Source organism: Glycomyces mayteni (assembly GCF_042428885.1).
GTDB lineage: Bacteria > Actinomycetota > Actinomycetes > Mycobacteriales > Micromonosporaceae > Glycomyces > Glycomyces mayteni.
This window is the reverse complement of record NZ_JBHMBP010000001.1, coordinates 103,841-120,391: the sequence shown is the minus strand read 5'-3', so window position 1 is coordinate 120,391 and position 16,551 is coordinate 103,841. Positions and strand designations below refer to the sequence as shown.

Annotated in this window: 13 protein-coding genes; 10 read left to right on the top strand and 3 right to left on the bottom strand. The window is 67.1% G+C overall.

Annotation, left to right across the window (positions count from 1 at the left end; genetic code table 11):
- The first annotated feature begins 169 nt into the window (after positions 1-169).
- The 10 genes from ACFFXY_RS00590 to ACFFXY_RS00545 all read left to right on the top strand — a co-directional run bounded on the left by ACFFXY_RS00590 (position 170) and on the right by ACFFXY_RS00545 (position 14,825).
- Positions 170-1,924 carry an ABC transporter family substrate-binding protein gene (locus ACFFXY_RS00590; RefSeq protein WP_382344851.1) on the top strand — a complete coding sequence of 585 codons (1,755 nt, stop codon included), beginning with the start codon at positions 170-172 and terminating at the stop codon, positions 1,922-1,924.
- A gap of 161 nt (positions 1,925-2,085) precedes the next feature.
- On the top strand, positions 2,086-3,771 hold the full coding sequence (locus ACFFXY_RS00585; protein WP_382344850.1) for an ABC transporter family substrate-binding protein: 1,686 nt from the start codon (positions 2,086-2,088) through the stop codon (positions 3,769-3,771).
- Between the two features lie 262 nt (positions 3,772-4,033).
- Positions 4,034-5,740 (top strand): ABC transporter substrate-binding protein, encoded by a 1,707-nt coding sequence (locus tag ACFFXY_RS00580; protein ID WP_382344849.1) that lies wholly within the window; start codon positions 4,034-4,036, stop codon positions 5,738-5,740.
- 346 nt (positions 5,741-6,086) lie between these two features.
- Positions 6,087-7,802, top strand: coding sequence for an ABC transporter substrate-binding protein (locus ACFFXY_RS00575; RefSeq protein WP_382344848.1), 1,716 nt, complete (start codon positions 6,087-6,089; stop codon positions 7,800-7,802).
- A gap of 418 nt (positions 7,803-8,220) precedes the next feature.
- The gene (locus ACFFXY_RS00570; RefSeq protein WP_382344847.1) at positions 8,221-9,957 is read left to right on the top strand and encodes an ABC transporter family substrate-binding protein; all 1,737 of its coding nucleotides are present in this window, start codon (positions 8,221-8,223) and stop codon (positions 9,955-9,957) included.
- A 172-nt stretch (positions 9,958-10,129) separates the two neighbouring features.
- Positions 10,130-11,155, top strand: a complete 1,026-nt coding sequence (locus tag ACFFXY_RS00565; protein ID WP_382344845.1) for an ABC transporter permease — start codon at positions 10,130-10,132, stop codon at positions 11,153-11,155.
- Entirely contained in the window at positions 11,148-12,059 is a 912-nt protein-coding gene (locus tag ACFFXY_RS00560) for an ABC transporter permease (protein ID WP_382344844.1), read from the top strand. Before ACFFXY_RS00565 ends, ACFFXY_RS00560 begins: the two co-directional genes overlap by 8 nt.
- A gap of 2 nt (positions 12,060-12,061) precedes the next feature.
- Positions 12,062-13,204: an ABC transporter ATP-binding protein gene (locus ACFFXY_RS00555; protein WP_382344843.1), complete on the top strand. Its 1,143-nt coding sequence runs from the start codon at positions 12,062-12,064 to the stop codon at positions 13,202-13,204.
- 5 nt (positions 13,205-13,209) lie between these two features.
- Positions 13,210-14,244: an ABC transporter ATP-binding protein gene (locus ACFFXY_RS00550; protein WP_382347309.1), complete on the top strand. Its 1,035-nt coding sequence runs from the start codon at positions 13,210-13,212 to the stop codon at positions 14,242-14,244.
- Between the two features lie 89 nt (positions 14,245-14,333).
- Positions 14,334-14,825 carry a hypothetical protein gene (locus tag ACFFXY_RS00545; protein WP_382344842.1) on the top strand — a complete coding sequence of 164 codons (492 nt, stop codon included), beginning with the start codon at positions 14,334-14,336 and terminating at the stop codon, positions 14,823-14,825.
- Between the two features lie 52 nt (positions 14,826-14,877).
- On the opposite strand, the gene ACFFXY_RS00540 is transcribed toward ACFFXY_RS00545, so the two are convergent.
- The 3 genes from ACFFXY_RS00540 to ACFFXY_RS00530 form a co-directional block, all read right to left on the bottom strand.
- Positions 14,878-15,240: a hypothetical protein gene (locus tag ACFFXY_RS00540; RefSeq protein ID WP_382344841.1), complete on the bottom strand. Its 363-nt coding sequence runs from the start codon at positions 15,238-15,240 to the stop codon at positions 14,878-14,880.
- Positions 15,241-15,342: 102 nt separating this feature from the next.
- A complete protein-coding gene (locus ACFFXY_RS00535) occupies positions 15,343-15,597 on the bottom strand; it encodes a DUF397 domain-containing protein (protein ID WP_382344840.1) in 255 nt (84 codons plus the stop codon).
- Positions 15,569-16,489 (bottom strand): Scr1 family TA system antitoxin-like transcriptional regulator, encoded by a 921-nt coding sequence (locus ACFFXY_RS00530; RefSeq protein WP_382344839.1) that lies wholly within the window; start codon positions 16,487-16,489, stop codon positions 15,569-15,571. Before ACFFXY_RS00530 ends, ACFFXY_RS00535 begins: the two co-directional genes overlap by 29 nt.
- Positions 16,490-16,551 lie beyond the last annotated feature (62 nt).

The following is a 16,551-nucleotide window of genomic DNA, read 5'->3' as shown; positions in this document are numbered from 1 at the left end:
GCCGCAACCATGCCCCAACCTGCGGATATACCCCCCGTAAGTTCCTCATCCGTACCCAATGGACGGTCAATGAGGACACTTGGGGCGCAGTGGCACTGCATGCTCATATTCCCCATAGCGCCGCGAACCCCCGTATCGCCCCGCGGCCCGGAGTATGAGGAGAACGATGTTGCGAGCACGACGACCCGGAACCGGCGCCATCGGGACCGGCGCCGCCCTGGTCATGATCCTGGGCGCCACCACCGCCTGCGGCCAGGGCCAGGGAGCCGGCGACCCCGGCTTCGAGGACTGCGCCTCCGACCCCGTCTCCTGCAACTCCGGCGAACGCGCCGACGGCGGCGAGATCACCTGGGGCATCGACGGCTCCTGGACCGGCTGGAACCCCAACCTCTCCGCCGAGTACACCGTCTACACGCTCCAGGTCACCGCCCCCTACTGGCCCGCCGTGGGCCAGTTCGACCAGAACGCCGACTTCGTCGTCAACGACGCGATCTTCTCCGGCGACCCCGTCCTGGTCAACGAGCACCCCATGCAGGTCGAGTACACCCTCAACCCCGACGCGAACTGGGGCGACGGCAACCCCATCGGCATCGACGACTTCACCTACACCTGGTACGCCCGCTCCGGGAACCCCGCGCTCTGCCAGGACTGCACGCCCGCCGCGGCCACCGCCGCCGACGTCGCCTCCATCGAGGAGGGCGCCACCGCCGACAAGATCGTCATCACCTACAGCGACGAGTACGCCTCCTCCGAGTGGAAGTACGAGCCCGTCCTCTCCAACCCCTCCCACATCGCCGACGAGCAGGGCCTGGACTGGAGGGGCGACCCCGCCGCCATGGCCGCCGCCGAGACCTACTTCTCCCAGGCGATCCCCACCTGGAGCGCCGGGCCCTTCAAGATCGACGACGCCGCCACCGGCGACTACGCGATCTTCAAACCCAACGCGGACTGGGCCGGGTCCACCGAGGTCACCCTCGACAAGCTCACCCTCAAGTCCTTCGACTCCCTCGAATCGATCATCACCGAGATCCGCCAGGGCAACGTCGACGGCTCCAGCCCCGGCAACATCAGCGCCGAGAACGTCGTCCAGCTCGTCGGCGAGTCCGGTATCGACTTCAACGTCGACCGCGGGCCCCTGTGGCACCACATCGACATCAACGTCAACAACGAGTTCCTCTCCGACCCGGTCCTGCGCACCGCCGTCTTCCAGGCCATCGACGTCGAGGAGATCATCGCCCGCACCTACGCCAACGTGCAGTCCGACGCCGCGCGCAAGCTCAACCACCTCTACCGCAACGACTCCGCGAACTTCCAGGACCACCTCACCGCCACCGGCCAGGGCGCCGGCGACACCGAGCAGGCCCGCGACGGCCTCACCGAGGCCGGGTACACCTGGGACGGCGACGGCAAGCTCCTCGACCCCGACGGCAAGCAGGTCGTCTTCAACTACCGGTACGCCGACGGCTCCGACGACCGCCAGACCATGGCCGACCTCGTCGCCTTCAACCTCGCCGACATCGGCATCGACGTCGAGCTCAAGTCCTTCCCCGCCGCCGACCTCGGCCCCACCCTCGACGGCTCCGAGTTCGACATGGTCGCCTTCGGCTGGACCTCCCAGCCCGTCATCGTCAACTCCGCCCGCCAGTTCTGGGCCTCCGACGCCCCCACCAACTACGGGCGCCTCAACGACCCCGAACTCGACGACCTCATCGACGCCCTCGCCCTCGAACCCGACCCCGCCAAGGCCGCCGAGATCGGCAACCGGATCGCCGAGCAGGTCGTGGACGACGCCTACCAGCTGCCCCTGGTGAACACCCCCGTCGCCATCATCGCCACCCCCGAGCTGGTCAACGTCCGCGACAACTGGGCCTCCCAGCAGCGGGCCCTGTACAACGTCGCCGAGTGGGGGCTCAGAGCCGAGTAACCCTCATGCGCAACGGGGCCGGTGCGGACGCACCGGCCCCTTCGCCCTTTCAGAACGCGGTTTTGTCCGAAACTCCCCGAAACGCGGCCCCCCAGGTGTAACGATGAACCGGTCGCGCCCCTCGGCGCGGCCCACAAGGGAGCAACAGGGGGAGTGGTCATATGCGACCTGCAAGGGCAACCGCGCTGGCGGTGGCCGGTGCGGCGGCGCTCGCGGCGGGGGCGCTCGGCGCCTGCGGCGGCGGCTCGTCGAGCGGCGGCGACAGCGACGTCACCTGGGCGATCAGCTCGGGCTGGGACTCGTGGAACCCGAACACCAGCGAGGGCAACAACAGCTACCTCAACCAGGTGCTCACCCCGCTCGCCGCGTCCTTCGGCGACTTCAACCCGGACGGCGACTTCGAGTTCAACGACGCCGTCCTCTCCAAGGCGCCCGAGCTGACCTCCGAGGCCCCGCTCACCGTCACGTACACCCTCAACGAGAACGCCCAGTGGTCCGACGGCAAGCCCATCCGCGCCGAGGACTTCATCTACGTCTGGTACCAGATGTCCGGCAGCGCCGACTTCTGCAACCAGGAGCAGTGCGCGCCCGCCACCACCGACTGGGGCGCCAACGTCGCCTCCGTGACCGAGGCCGACGGCGTCGTCACCGTCACCTACATCGACGGCTACCTCAACCCCGAATGGCAGTTCGCCTACCCGAACCTCCAGCCCAGCCACGTCATCGAGGACAACGGCTTCGCCGACTGGCAGAGCGACCCGGCCGTCATGGGCAACAGCGCCGACTGGCTCGCCACCACCGCGCCCACCTGGTCGGCCGGGCCCTACAAGCCCACCGACGCCAAGGTCGGCGAGTACGTCATCTACGAGCCCAACGAGAACTACCAGGGCAGCGCCGACCCCGGCCTCGACAAGCTCACCCTCAAGGTCGTGGAGGGCACCGACGCGATCGTCACCGCCCTGCGCAACGGCGAGATCGACGGCTCCTGGCCCAGCGAGTTCAGCCAGGAGGAGCTCGACAAGCTCGACGGCGACGACGCCGTCAAGACCGAGGTCTACGAGGGCAACGTCTGGCTCCACATCGACACGAACACCAAGAACAAGTTCCTGTCCGACCAGGTGCTGCGCCAGGCCGTGTTCACCGCCATCGACAACCAGGAGCTCGTGGACCGCGCCTACCCCGACACCGAGGTGGCGCTGCGGCAGAACCACTTCTTCAGCCAGACCAGCCAGTACTTCGAGGACTTCCTCAGCCAGACCGACCCGCAGCAGGGCTCGGGCGACGCCGACGCCGCCAACGCCGCGCTCGCGGCCGCGGGCTACACCACCGGCGACACGCTGACCACGCCCGACGGCGAGGCGGTCACGCTGAAGTTCCGCTACGCCGACGGCGACGCGACCCGCACGCTCATCGGCGAGGTCGTCCAGTCCCGGCTCGCCGAGATCGGCATCGACGTGACGCTCACGGCGATCCCGGACGGCCAGCTCGGCCCGGTCCTGTCCGAAGCGGACTTCGACCTCATCGTCTACGGCTGGTCGGGCACGCCCGCGTTCACGACCGCGCCCTACCAGTACTTCGGCTCGACCTCGGGCTCCAACTTCGGCGGGTACTCGCTCGACGGGCTCGACGAGGCGATCGCCAAGGTCACCTCCACGACCTCGCTGGACGAGGCCGCCGGGTTCGCCAACGACGTCGAGGCCATGGTCATGCCCGCGGCGTTCACGCTGCCGCTGCTGGACGAGCCGCAGTCCACGATCTACAACCAGAACAACCTCGGCGGGGTCACGCCGAACGGCAACAGCCAGTCCGGCCCGCTGTGGGACGTCCAGAACTGGAAGCCCGCCTAGCAGGGAAAACCGCTTGACAGCGGCGTGAACGAGGGGCGATCCGCACGGATCGCCCCTTTCGCGTATCGGTCGGGTAACAATGCCCCGCCAAATCCGTACCGAGACGTTCCATTCGCTCCGCGGCCGTGGAAGCCTGTGATCCAGTACTGCCGAGGAGAACGCCCACCCCCTCTGCGCCCGCGCGCGGCACCGACGCCGCTCCCCGCGGTCCGCGAACGGGCGGTCCCCCCGGTCGAACACACCCAATGGAGGAGACACAGCAATGGCTCTTACCCGTAGAGCACTCGGCGGACTGACCATCGGCGGGTCGTCCGCGCTCATGCTGGCGGCCTGCGGCGGCAACGAAGAGGACGGCGGCGAGGCCAGCGGCGAGCTGGTCTGGGCGATCGCGTACCCGTGGGAGGCCTGGAACGAGAACACCAGCACCGGCAACAACTCGGCCGGCCACCTCGCGATGACCCCGATGATCGCCGTCGGCCAGGTCGGCTACGACTTCGACCCGGAAGGCAGCGTCTTCTACGACGACGCGATCTTCGACGGCGAGCCGCAGCTCATCAGCGAGGACCCGATGCAGGTCCAGGTGACCCTCAAGGAGGGCGCCCAGTGGTCGGACGGCAAGCCGATCCGCCTGGAGGACTTCATCTTCCAGTGGTACTCGCTGTCCGGCAACGCCGCGCACGCGAACCAGGAGAAGGCCCTCCCCGCGGGCACCGCCTGGGGCTCCATGATCGAGAAGATCGAGGAGACCGAGCCCGGCGTCATCGTCACCACCTTCCTGCCCGGCACCGTCGACCCGGAGTGGCTGTTCACCGGCGGGGTCTACCTGCCGAGCCACTACGCCGAGGAAGAGGGCGGCTTCGCGACCTGGGCGAGCGACCCCGAGGTCATGGGCGACGCGATCACCTGGTTCAACGAGAACCTGTGGACCGTCGTCTCCGGCCCGTACAAGCCCGTCGACAACAAGCTCGGCGAGTACATCGTCTACGAGCCCAACGAGAAGTACCAGGGCTCGAAGAAGGCCAAGTTCACCAAGCTCACGATGAAGCCGGTGACGGGCATCGAGGCCGAGGTGACCGAGCTGCGCCAGGGCACCATCGCGGGCTGCTGGCCGAACGACTTCTCGCTGGAGATCCTCCAGGAGCTCGACGAGAACCCGGAGGAGTGGGCGTACGAGACGTACGCGGGCGCCACCTGGTCGCACTTCGACATCAACGTGCGCAACGGCTTCCTCAAGGACGTCGAGCTCCGCAAGGCCGTCTTCACGACGATCGACATCAACGAGATCAAGGAGCGGGCGTTCCCCGGCACCGAGGTCCCGTGGCTCGGCAACCACTACTTCACCGAGGACAGCCCCTACTACGAGGACTACCTGACCCCGGCGAACTACGGCCTCGGCGACATCGACGCGGCCAAGGCGATCCTCACTGCCGCCGGGTACACCTGGAACGCGGAGGAGAAGCTGGAGAAGGACGGCGAGCAGGTCGTCTTCAACTTCCGCTTCGCCACCTCGAACGAGATCCGCAAGCTCACCGGCGAGATCATCCAGGCCCAGCTGGAGCCGCTCGGCATCGACCTGGAGCTGAAGGGCTTCGGCGACGAGGACTTCTCAGCGACGCTCGCCTCCGCGGACTTCGACATGATCGTGTTCTCGTGGGTCGGCTCCCCGGCGTTCACCACCAGCCCGGACCAGCAGTTCTCGACCGAGTCGGCCTCCAACTACGGCGGCTACGACGACCCGGTCATCAACGAGCTGCTCCCGAAGGTGCGCGGCACGTTCGACATCGCCGAGTCCGCGGGCTTCGCGAACCAGATCAGCGCGCAGGCCGTCGCCCAGGCGTTCACCCTGCCGCTGTACTCCAGCCCGCTGTCGGTGCTGTGGAACAAGAAGCTCGTCAACCTCACCGACCCGGTCAACCCCGCCAGCCAGGCGGGCCCGGTCTGGAACGTCCGCGAGTGGGACAAGCCGTAGCGCCACGGCCCCCCTCGGGCCCGGAAACGGGGCCCGAACAACGGCGGTCGATTCGCAGTACTGCATCCCGATAATTCACTGAATTCCCCCGTGGGGCCGATGCCACATCGGCCCCACGGTCCATTCAGACCACACCCTCCGGGGCCCTAAGTCACGAATGCATCACGAATAAACTCCAGTTGGGCCCTCCGCCGTGTCAATCCGCTCACGTCTGTGCCAGTGTTTGTCACAACACCGCCGAGGGACGCACGCCTTCCCCCAACCCGTTTCGTCCGGACGCGAGGCATCGGCGCTTTCGCGACCGACCGGAGGCCCCTCGGCATCGATATCTGGAGGAGAAACACTCATGGCTCTTACCCGTAGAGCTCTCGGCGGCCTGTCGCTCGGCGGCGGCGCCGCCCTCACGCTGGCCGCTTGCGGCGGCAACGACGGCGACGGCGGCGGTTCCGGCAAGACTGAGGTCGTCTGGGCGATCTCCTCCGCCTGGGCCTCCTGGAACGAGAACACGCAGGCCGGCAACAACTCCTACGGCCACCAGGCCATGGTGCCGATGGCCGCCGGCTCCGGCGACTTCGACCCCAACGCCAAGTGGGTCTACGACGACGCGATCTTCGCCTCGGAGCCGGAGCTCGTCTCCGAGTCCCCGATGACCATCAAGTACGTGCTGAACGAGAACGCCCAGTGGTCGGACGGCAACCCCGTCCGCGTCGAGGACTTCATCTTCCAGTGGTACTCGATGTCCGGCAAGGCCGAGCACGCCAACCAGGAGAAGGCCCTCCCGGCCTCCGTCGACTGGGGCTCCATGGTCGAGTCCATCGAGCAGGCCGACGACGGCTCGATCGTCGTCACCTACGTCGCGGGCTACTCCGACCCCGAGTGGCTCTACGCCTCGACGGTCTACCTGCCCTCGCACATCGCCGAGGCCAACGGCTTCGCCGACTGGGCCACCGACCCCGAGGTCATGGGCGACGCGATCCAGTACTTCGAGACCACCACCCCCACCGCCGACGGCCAGGGCGTCCTCGGCACCGGCCCGTTCAAGCTGGTCGACGCCAAGCTCGGCGAGTACATCGTGTACGAGATCAACGACAAGTACCAGGGCTCCATCAAGCCCACCATCGAGAAGCTCACGCTCAAGGTCGTCGAGGGCACCGCCAACATCGTCACCGAGATGCGCCAGGGCACCATCGACGGCGCCTGGCCGAGCGAGTTCTCCGAGGAGGAGAACGCCAAGCTCGCCGAGGACCCGAACATGCAGATCGAGACCTACGCGGGCTCGGTGTGGCTGCACTTCGACGCCAACGTGCAGAACGAGTTCCTCGCGGACATCCCGCTGCGCCAGGCCGTGTTCACCGCGATCAACATCCCGGACATCTCGGCCAAGAACTACCCGGAGTCGGGCGTCCAGCAGAAGCTGAACCACTTCTTCTCCAACGACAACGAGTACTTCCAGGACATCATCGGCCCGACGGGCCAGGGCTCCGGCGACGTCGCCAAGGCCGCCGAGATCCTCACGGCCGCCGGCTACACCGGCGCCGAAGAGGGCGGCACCCTGACGACCGCCGACGGCAAGGCCGTGACCTTCCGCATCCGCTACGCGGAGTCGGACCCGGTCCGCAAGCTCGCCGCCGAGCTGTCCCAGGCGTCCCTCGCCTCCATCGGCATCGCGCTCGAACTCGTCGCGATCCCGGACGGCGAGCTCGGCAACGTCCTCGCCGAGGGCGACTTCGACCTGATCATCTTCGGCTGGTCCGGCTCGGCCGCGTTCACCGTCGCCCCCTCGCAGTACTTCCAGTCGGACTCCGGCTCGAACTACGGCAAGTACAACAACCCCGAGGCCGACGCGCTCATCGCGCAGGTCCGCGCGACGTTCGACATCGACGCCGCCGCCGAGGCCGCCAACGCGGTCGACGCGCTGGTCGTGCCGGACGCCTACACCCTGCCGATCTTCGACGAGCCGCAGGCGTTCTACAACAACCCGCAGGTCCTGGAGGGCCCGGTCGTGAACGGCTACACCCAGGCCGGACCGCTCTTCAACATCCGCGAGTGGAAGATCAAGTAAGCAGGGCTCTCTGAGCCCGAGCGGCGGAGCCCCTTCCCGGGGCTCCCCCGCTCGAATGGTTTCTGAGCGGATTCCGTTCTGGTGGCGAGGCGATGACGCAGCGCCGCGGGCGGCCCGCCCGGACCCCGGCCCGGTCTCAGTGTCGCGACGGGTTTCCCCTGGTGGACTGTGAAAATCCCACCTTTCGCAGCCATTCAGGGAATGAACATCACGGGACCATAACGAACGAAGATCATCTCTGGTTCGGCTGTCCGAAACCTGCGATTCCCGTGGAAGGCTGTACCTCGCGTCACCCGACCGTCGCCTCACGGAGCCCTCCCGCGGCCCCCGGCGGCGAATCGGCCAGGCAGGCACACCGCCCCCACCACGGTGCCCTCCCCGCCGACCGGTCCGGCGGCGCAAACCCACGAGAGGAACCATGAAGCGACACCACATGGCGGCCGTCGCCGCCTTCGCCTGCACCACCCTGGCCCTTGCGGGCTGCGGCCAGGGGAACGCGGTCTCGTCCAGCCTGGACGACTGCGTCACCGACGCCGCCGGATGCAACTCCGGCGAGCGCGCGGACGGCGGCGAGATCACGTGGGCCATCGACGCCGGATGGAGCAGCTGGAACCAGAACACGGCCGACGGCAACAACGCGTACGTGAGCCTCGCCCTCGCGGGCATGTGGCCGTACACCGGCCAGTGGGATCAGGACAACAATTTCATCGTCAACGAGGGCCTGTTCGCCTCCGAGCCCAAGCTCGTGAGCGAGAGCCCCGTGACGGTCGAATACACCCTCAAAGAGGGCGCCAACTGGGGCGACGGCACCGACATCACCGTGGACGACTTCATCTACCACTGGTACGCCAGGTCCGGCAACAACGACCTGTGCGCCGAGTGCACCCCCGCGACCACCACCTACGGCTCCCAGGTCGCGAGCATCGAGGGCGACGCCAACACCGTCACCGTCACCTACGTCGACTCGTACCACTCCGCGGAGTGGAAGTACGAGGAGGTCCTCTCCGAGCCCGCGCACGTGGCCGAGGACCAGGGCTTCGACTGGAAGAACGACCCGGCCGCCATGGCCGCGGCCGAGCTGTACTTCTCCGAGACCACCCCCACCTGGACCACCGGCCCCTACAAGGTCGCGAACGCGGCCATGGGCGAGTACGTGATCTACGAGCCGAACCCCGACTGGGCCGGCGACACCGAGGTCACCCTCGACAAGATCACCTTCCAGGTCATGGAGGGCCTCGACAACATCGTCACCGCCCTGCGCAACGGCGAGATCGACGGCGCCTCCCCCTTCTCGGTCACCGCCGAGGCGATCACGCAGCTGGAGAGCGCCGACGGCCTCTCCTACTCGATCGCGGGCGGCCCCTCGTGGGAGCACATCGACCTGAACACCAACAACGAGTTCCTCTCGGACGTCGAGCTGCGCACCGCGGTCTTCCAGGCCATCGACCTGGAGAGCATCATCTCCCGCACCTACGCGTTCGTGCAGTCCGACATCGAGCGGAAGAACAACCACCTCTTCCGCAACGGCTCGGAGTACTTCACCGACTACCTGACCGCCACCGGCCAGGGCGCGGGCGACATCGAGATGGCCCGCGACACCCTCGTGGACGCCGGGTACACCTGGAACGCCGACGGCGCGCTGGAGACCCCGGACGGCGAGGAGGTGAAGCTCAACTTCCGCTACATCGAGTCCCGCGAGTCGCGCAAGATCACCGGCGAGCTCACCCAGGCGACCCTCGCCGACCTCGGCATCGACGTCACCCTCAAGCCGATCCCCGACTCCGACCTGGGCACGGTCCTGGCCGAGTCCGACTTCGACATGATCAACTTCGGCTGGAGCTCGGACCCGCTGTTCGTCGGCTCCGCGTCCCAGTACTGGTCCTCGGAGTCCGGCTCGAACTTCGGCAACCTCGACGACCCCGACCTCGACGTGCTCATCGAGGAGATCAACGGCACCCTGGACATGGACGACGCCGCCGCACGCGCCAACGAGGCCGTCAAGCGCGTCATCGAGGACGCCTACGTCCTCCCGATCGTGGACTCACCGGTGGTGGTGATGGTCTCCGATAACTTGGTCAACGTCCGGGACAATTGGGCTTCCCAGCAACGAGCGGCCTACAACATCGCAGAATGGGGTGTGGCAGACACTGAGTAGTTTTTACCTTCGAGTCGCCCATTCCGGGCGAGTTCCCGCTCGCTGGTGAGGCCCGCACGTCGGGGCCGCAGAATGGGGAGTCAGTGAGCCCAATGAGGAGCCGCGCGGCAGCGCGGCAGGACCGGTCGGCAGGCGGACCGGGCCACAGTAGAGAAACCGTTAACGAGGCATTATGGTTGTATTCATAATCCGGCGCACCCTGATGATGATCCCGGTGCTGCTGGGGGCGACTATCCTGTGCTTTGCCCTGGTCGACTTGTCGAACGACCCGGTACAGGACAGGGTCTTCGAGATCGAGCAGTCCACAGGCGAGCCGGTACCCCAGACCACCATCGACGCGCTCGAAGCGTCCTGGTACTACGACCGCTCGGTTCCCGAGCGGTACTGGATCTGGCTCACCGGGCTCGGCGACACCAACGACGACATCGGCCTGCTCCAGGGCAAGTGGGGCCCCTCCATCGAGGGCTCGGCCATGGACATCGGCAATGAGATCTCCAGCAGGTTCTGGATCACGCTCCGGCTGGTCCTGTTCGCCACCATCGCGTCGGTCGGCATCGCCATTCTCGCGGGTGTCGTCAGCGCCGTCAAACAGTATTCGAGGACGGACTACACGCTGACGTTCCTCGGCTTCCTGTTCCTCGCCATGCCCATCTTCTGGCTCGGCTCCCTCTTCAAGGAGGGCGCCGTCCAGCTCAACAAGATCCTGGGCTCCACGGTCTTCCAGACCTACGGCTCGGGCACCACCGGCTACCAGGGCAACGGCTGGCAGGTCTTCGTCGACTCGCTGCCGTTCCTCATCGTGCCCACCCTGGTGCTCATGCTCGGCGGCTACGCGGCCATCTCCCGCTACCAGCGCGCCAGCATGCTCGAAGTGATGAACTCCGACTACGTGCGCCTCGCCCGGGCCAAGGGCGTCCGCAACGGCACCGTCATGCGGCGCCACGCCCTGCGGACCGCCCTCATCCCGGTCGCGACCTTCGCGCCCCTGGCCCTCTCCGGCGCCATGGGCGGCGCGATGGTCACCGAGTCCATCTTCGGGTGGAGGGGCCTGGGCGTGTACTCGCTCGACGCGATCAACGCGGGCGACACCTTCGCCGTCATGGCCTACGTGCTCATCTCCGGCGTCGTCGTCCTGATCGGCGTCCTGATCTCCGACATCCTGTACGGCGTGCTCGACCCGAGGATCCGCTATGAGTAACACCGCTTCCCCGCGCCTCGACGCCGAGGCCATCAGCACCAAGGAGCGCGGCCAGTGGGAGATGGTCGGCCGCCGCTTCTTCCGGCACCGCGCCGCCGTCATCAGCCTGGTGATCTTCCTGGTCATCGTGCTGTTCGCGTACATCGGCCCGTTCCTGTGGAAGTGGGACTACAAGATCCACTCGGAGATCCCCTCGTGGGCCGCCCCGAGCCTTGAGCACCCGTTCGGCACCGACAAGGCCGGCCGCGACATGCTCGGCGCGATGATGCAGGCGACCAAGCAGTCCCTGAACGTCGCCCTCGTCGTCGCGATCGGCTCCACGGTCATCGGCGCGCTCTACGGCGCCGTCGCCGGGTTCTACCGCGGCTGGATCGACTCGGTGCTCATGCGCTTCCTCGACATCATGTTCGTGATCCCGTTCCTGGTGATCACGGGCGCGCTCGCCGGGGCCATCGACACCTCCGTGCGCTGGTACCACATGGCCATCATCCTCGCCGTGTTCGGCTGGACCTCCATCGCGCGCGCCGTGCGCGCCGAGGTCCTGTCCCTGCGCGAGAAGGAGTTCATCGAGGCCGCGCGCTCGGCGGGCGGCTCCGACTGGCACATCATCACCAAGCACCTGATCCCGAACACGATGAGCGTCATCATCGTGTCCGTGACGCTCCAGATCGCCTTCGCCATCCTGTCCGAGACGACCCTGTCGTTCCTCGGCCTGGGCATCCAGAGCCCCGACACGTCGCTGGGCCTGCTCATCGACGCGGCGGGCGCGTCGGCGTTCAACGAGCACTGGTACCTGTTCTACATCCCGGGTGTCATGATCATCCTGATCGCGCTGACCATCAACTTCATCGGCGACGGCCTGCGCGACGCGATGGACCCGCGACAGACGATGGTGAGGCGATAAGCATGGCGAACATCTCGGTCTCCACCAGCGACAAGGGCCGCTCCACGGGCACCAAGGGCGACACCGTCCTGTCCGTGCAGGACCTCAAGGTCGGCTTCCCGACCGACGACGGCCTCGTCCAGGCCGTGCGCGGCGTCTCCTACGAGCTCCGCCGCGGCCAGAGCCTCGGCATCGTGGGCGAGTCGGGCTCGGGCAAGTCGGTGACCTCCATGGCGATCATGGGCCTGCTGCCCAAGACCGCCGAGATCACCGGCTCGGCCAAGCTCGAAGGCGAGGAGCTCCTCGGCCTCGGCGACGCCGAACTGTCCCGCATCCGCGGCAAGAAGATCTCCATGATCTTCCAGGACCCCCTCACGAGCCTCAACCCGGTCTACACGGTCGGCTTCCAGCTCGCCGAGGCGATCCGCACCCACTACTCGGACATCTCCAAGGCCGAGGCCCGGGTCCGCTGCATCGACCTGCTCGACTCGGTCGGCATCCCGAACCCGCAGCAGCGGGTCGACGCCTACCCGCACGAGCTGTCGGGCGGCATGCGCCAGCGCGTCGTCATCGCCATCGCGATGGCGAACAACCCGGACGTCATCATCGCCGACGAGCCGACCACGGCCCTCGACGTGACCGTCCAGGCGCAGGTCCTCGAAGCCCTGGAGAAGGCCCGCGAAGAGGTCAACGCCGCGCTGATCCTCATCACGCACGACCTGGGCGTCATCGCCGGGCACACCGACGAGGTCCTGGTGATGTACGCCGGGCGCCCCGTCGAGCACGGCTCGGTCGACGAGATCTTCTACCAGCCGCGCATGCCGTACACGCTGGGCCTCATCGGCTCGCTCCCGCGCATGGACGAGAGCCGCGACCAGCGCCTCACGCCCATCCACGGGACGCCGCCGTCGATGCTCAACCTGGCGCCGGGCTGCCCGTTCCGGGCCCGCTGCCCCATGCACCAGGACATCTGCGCGGAGGTCGAACCCGACCTGCTGCCCATCAACGGCTCGGGCCACGTGGCCGCCTGCCACTTCTCGGACCAGCTCGAAGGCAAGGCCCCCGACGACGTGTTCGCGCCCGTCGCCACGGACCTGTCCGTCGAGGCCGAGGTGGAGGCCATGGACGCCGAAGGCGCCGCGGCCGCCGACGAGGAGGACAAGTGAACGCCATGCTCGACACTCCGCAGACCGCGGCCAACCCGGTCATCGCCGGGAAGAACCTGGTCAAGGAGTTCCCCGTGCGCTCCAAGGGGATTCTGCGGCGCAAGGTGGGCGCGGTCCACGCCGTCTCCGGGGTGAACCTGGAGATCGGCGCGAACGAGACGCTCGCTCTGGTCGGCGAGTCCGGCTGCGGCAAGTCCACGACGGCGCGGCTGATGATGAACCTCATCGCGCCGACGTCGGGCGAGGTCCTCTACGAGGGCCGGGACCTGACGAAGCTGTCGCGCAACCAGATGCGCCCGGTCCGCCGGGACATCCAGCTGGTCTTCCAGGACCCGATGGCCTCGCTGGACCCGCGCATGACGGTCTTCGAGATCATCGCCGAGCCGCTGCGCGTGCACGGCGTGTTCAAGAACGGCGGCCGCGACCGGGTGAACAGCCTGATCGAGATCGTCGGCCTGAACCCCGAGCATCGCAACCGGTACCCGCACGAGTTCTCGGGCGGGCAGCGCCAGCGCATCGGCATCGCCCGCGCTCTGGCGCTCCAGCCGCGCGTGCTGATGCTGGACGAGCCGGTGTCGGCTCTGGACGTGTCGATTCAGGCGGGTGTCATCAACCTGCTTGAGGACCTCCAGGACGAGCTGGGCCTGTCTTACCTGTTCGTGTCGCACGACCTTTCGGTGGTGCGGCACATCGCGGACAAGGTCGCGGTCATGTACCTGGGCAAGATCGTGGAGGAGGGGACCACCGACCAGCTCTTCGCCGGTCCGGCCCACCCGTACACGCAGGCCCTCATGTCGGCGATCCCGCTTCCGGACCCGCGCAAGGAGCGGACCCGCGAGCGGATCGTCCTCCAGGGCGACGTCCCGAGCCCGTCGAACCCGCCTTCGGGCTGCCGGTTCCGCACGCGCTGCCCGCTGTTCAAGACGCTTCCTGAGAGCGATCAGCGCAAGTGCATCGAGGTGGAGCCGCTCCTGCGGTCCGACCACGACGGCTTGACCCGCGCGGCGTGCCACTACGCGAAGAAGAAGCAGCTCGTCTAGGCGAGGCTGTTCGGATCGGCCGTCCCACCTGCTGGTGGGGCGGCCTTTCTCGTTTGCGGGGGCCTGGGATCGGCTGGGAGACTTCGGGCATGAGTGATGCTGTTGAGACTGTCGAAGCGCTGCTTGACGAGTTGGGCGAGGCGTGGCCGACTCCCGAGGCGATCGGGGCGGCGCGGGAGGCGATGATCGCCCGCATTCCCGGGTGGACCCTGCCTGCGGCCTATGGCCTTGCGGTGGAGGCGGAAGCGGGGTCGGGGTCGGGGGCGGAGGCGGGTTCCTGCTTCGAGTTCTCCCGGGTGAACGCCGGTGTGCATCCGCTTCCGGCGGTGGTGATGGCTACCGTGCTCGGGCACCCGGGGGGTTCCGCCTCGTACCCGGTGGACCTGGAGCTGCTTGATCTCGCCATCCGGCTGCTGGCTCCGGCCGAGGTGTGCACGGCTTACGAGCACCCGAACTTGGCGGCTTGGCGGGAGGTCCGGGAGGCGATCGTCTCTGGGGCCGCGGGGCGCATGGTCTTCGTCGGCGACGGTGAAGCGGCCTCGGACGATCCTGCGGTGAACGCCTTGCGCGCCTTGATCTGAGAAAGCCGAAACGGCCGGGTGGTCTCCCACCCGGCCGTTTGTGTGCCTGCTGTTAGTGCAGGTAGTAGTCGTTCATGCAGCCGACGTGGGCGAAGCCCCAGGTGTCGTCGATGTCGACCGCCACCCAGATGTCGGAGAACTGCGCGCAGGTGGTGTGCTTGCCGCCCGTGGTGAGCGGGATGCACCAGGCTCCGTCGGCCCAGGTGTCGGCCGGGATCGTGCCGAGGACCGCGGAGTCCGCGTAGGGGATCTCCCGGACTTTGGTGTCGTCCATGAACTTGACGGCGCAGGAGACGCTTTCGGTTGCCGTGTCCGGTGCGATCCGGTCGGTCTCGGGCTGCTCGGCCATCGCGGGGGCCGCCCATCCTGCGCCGATCATGAGCGCCATCGCCGAAGCCGCAAGAACTCTTCGCATTTGTCCACCTTCTGGTGAGTAGTGCCAGGGTTGCCGATTCATGCTGGCAGCTCTGGCGACTCCGGAGTGGACTTAAGTCGCGAATGTCGGAAACCTGATAGTTCAGAGGGCCTTGGCGAGAGCGGTGAAATCGGCGGGGGACAGGTCGAACACCGGAGACTCGACATCGAGCTTCGAGTCCCGGAGGTGGAACCCGTCCGACTCCGCGCACGCGCTGACCTCGACACAGTTGTTGTCGTTGCCGCCACCACCGCTAAGGCTGCTCTTCCGCCAGGAGCGGCGAACTTCAACGCAGTTGTTGTCGTTGCCAGTGCCGCTGCGGGTGCTCTTACGCCAGCCAGTTACGCCAGTATGCATCGCGGTACTCCTTGTATCGGATCGAGCCGGGCCACATCCCGTGGCGCCAACCATCGTAAACCGCGATCCGAACCGCATCCTGGAAGACCCAGCTCGAATGAAGGAGTTCCGTGTACACGACTTCCGGACCTGCTTGCGGGAACTTTTTGGGGTCTCGGGCTTTGAAGAGGCTGAAGGTACTCACCGGGTTGAGGTGAGGGCGAGCGAGCACTCGGATGTCCCAGCCGGGAGTCTCGCAACAGGCGGTCAGAAGATCGAGTTGCTCGATCTGGAGCTTGCGTGGTGCCTTGCTCAAGAAGAAGAAGGCGGGTTCGCCTACGAGGTACTGGACCGTGGGCTCGTCCTTGCGGCCAACGAGGATCTCCTTCCGCTCCGCCCTGAATTCCAGGCCTGATTGCCTTCGCTCGGCGGTGTCGTTGATGTCTGCCTCGGCCACGATGTGCTCGTAGTAGCTGCGGGACTGGGTCAACGCTGGAAACATCGTTGGCGCCCACTCGAAGATCTCGCCCATGTACTGCTCGCAGAGCGAGAGGTACAGCGCATTGAATCGCCCGTCCGCCTCGATCAGCGGGTCTTTCCGCTTGAGCGGTGCGAGGACTCGCAGGTAAGCGGCGACATCTGGCGGGATTTCCAGCACACGGATGAGGTCGCTGAGGACGCTCGCCGGAACCCGCGACCGTTGGCGTTCGTAGTCCCGGATCGTGTCCTTGGACCTGTAGACGCCGTCGCCGACCGTCTGTTGGGTGAGCCCCCGCATCGTGCGGTACTTGAGCAGCATCATGCGCTTGAACCAATCGATCTGGCTCTCGCTTTGCTGTTCCTCACCCTGCCCGCTCTTGCTACGCCTGCCGGCCATCGATGCCTCCCACAAACCGCTGTACCTGGTGGACATCCACTATCCCATGAGCACTAACGAAAGCAATGGCAGCGATTCCGTGTAGTTCATTGCGGGAG

Bases quoted from the DNA above. Each gene is read 5' to 3' on its own strand.
- ACFFXY_RS00585 (WP_382344850.1), top strand. From the start codon at position 2,086: ATGCGACCTGCAAGGGCAACCGCGCTGGCGGTGGCCGGTGCGGCGGCG.
- ACFFXY_RS00580 (WP_382344849.1), top strand. From the start codon at position 4,034: ATGGCTCTTACCCGTAGAGCACTCGGCGGACTGACCATCGGCGGGTCG.
- ACFFXY_RS00575 (WP_382344848.1), top strand. From the start codon at position 6,087: ATGGCTCTTACCCGTAGAGCTCTCGGCGGCCTGTCGCTCGGCGGCGGC.
- ACFFXY_RS00570 (WP_382344847.1), top strand. From the start codon at position 8,221: ATGAAGCGACACCACATGGCGGCCGTCGCCGCCTTCGCCTGCACCACC.
- ACFFXY_RS00565 (WP_382344845.1), top strand. From the start codon at position 10,130: ATGGTTGTATTCATAATCCGGCGCACCCTGATGATGATCCCGGTGCTG.
- ACFFXY_RS00560 (WP_382344844.1), top strand. From the start codon at position 11,148: ATGAGTAACACCGCTTCCCCGCGCCTCGACGCCGAGGCCATCAGCACC.
- ACFFXY_RS00555 (WP_382344843.1), top strand. From the start codon at position 12,062: ATGGCGAACATCTCGGTCTCCACCAGCGACAAGGGCCGCTCCACGGGC.
- ACFFXY_RS00550 (WP_382347309.1), top strand. From the start codon at position 13,210: ATGCTCGACACTCCGCAGACCGCGGCCAACCCGGTCATCGCCGGGAAG.
- ACFFXY_RS00545 (WP_382344842.1), top strand. From the start codon at position 14,334: ATGAGTGATGCTGTTGAGACTGTCGAAGCGCTGCTTGACGAGTTGGGC.
- ACFFXY_RS00540 (WP_382344841.1), bottom strand. From the start codon at position 15,240: ATGCGAAGAGTTCTTGCGGCTTCGGCGATGGCGCTCATGATCGGCGCA.
- ACFFXY_RS00535 (WP_382344840.1), bottom strand. From the start codon at position 15,597: ATGCATACTGGCGTAACTGGCTGGCGTAAGAGCACCCGCAGCGGCACT.
- ACFFXY_RS00530 (WP_382344839.1), bottom strand. From the start codon at position 16,489: ATGTCCACCAGGTACAGCGGTTTGTGGGAGGCATCGATGGCCGGCAGG.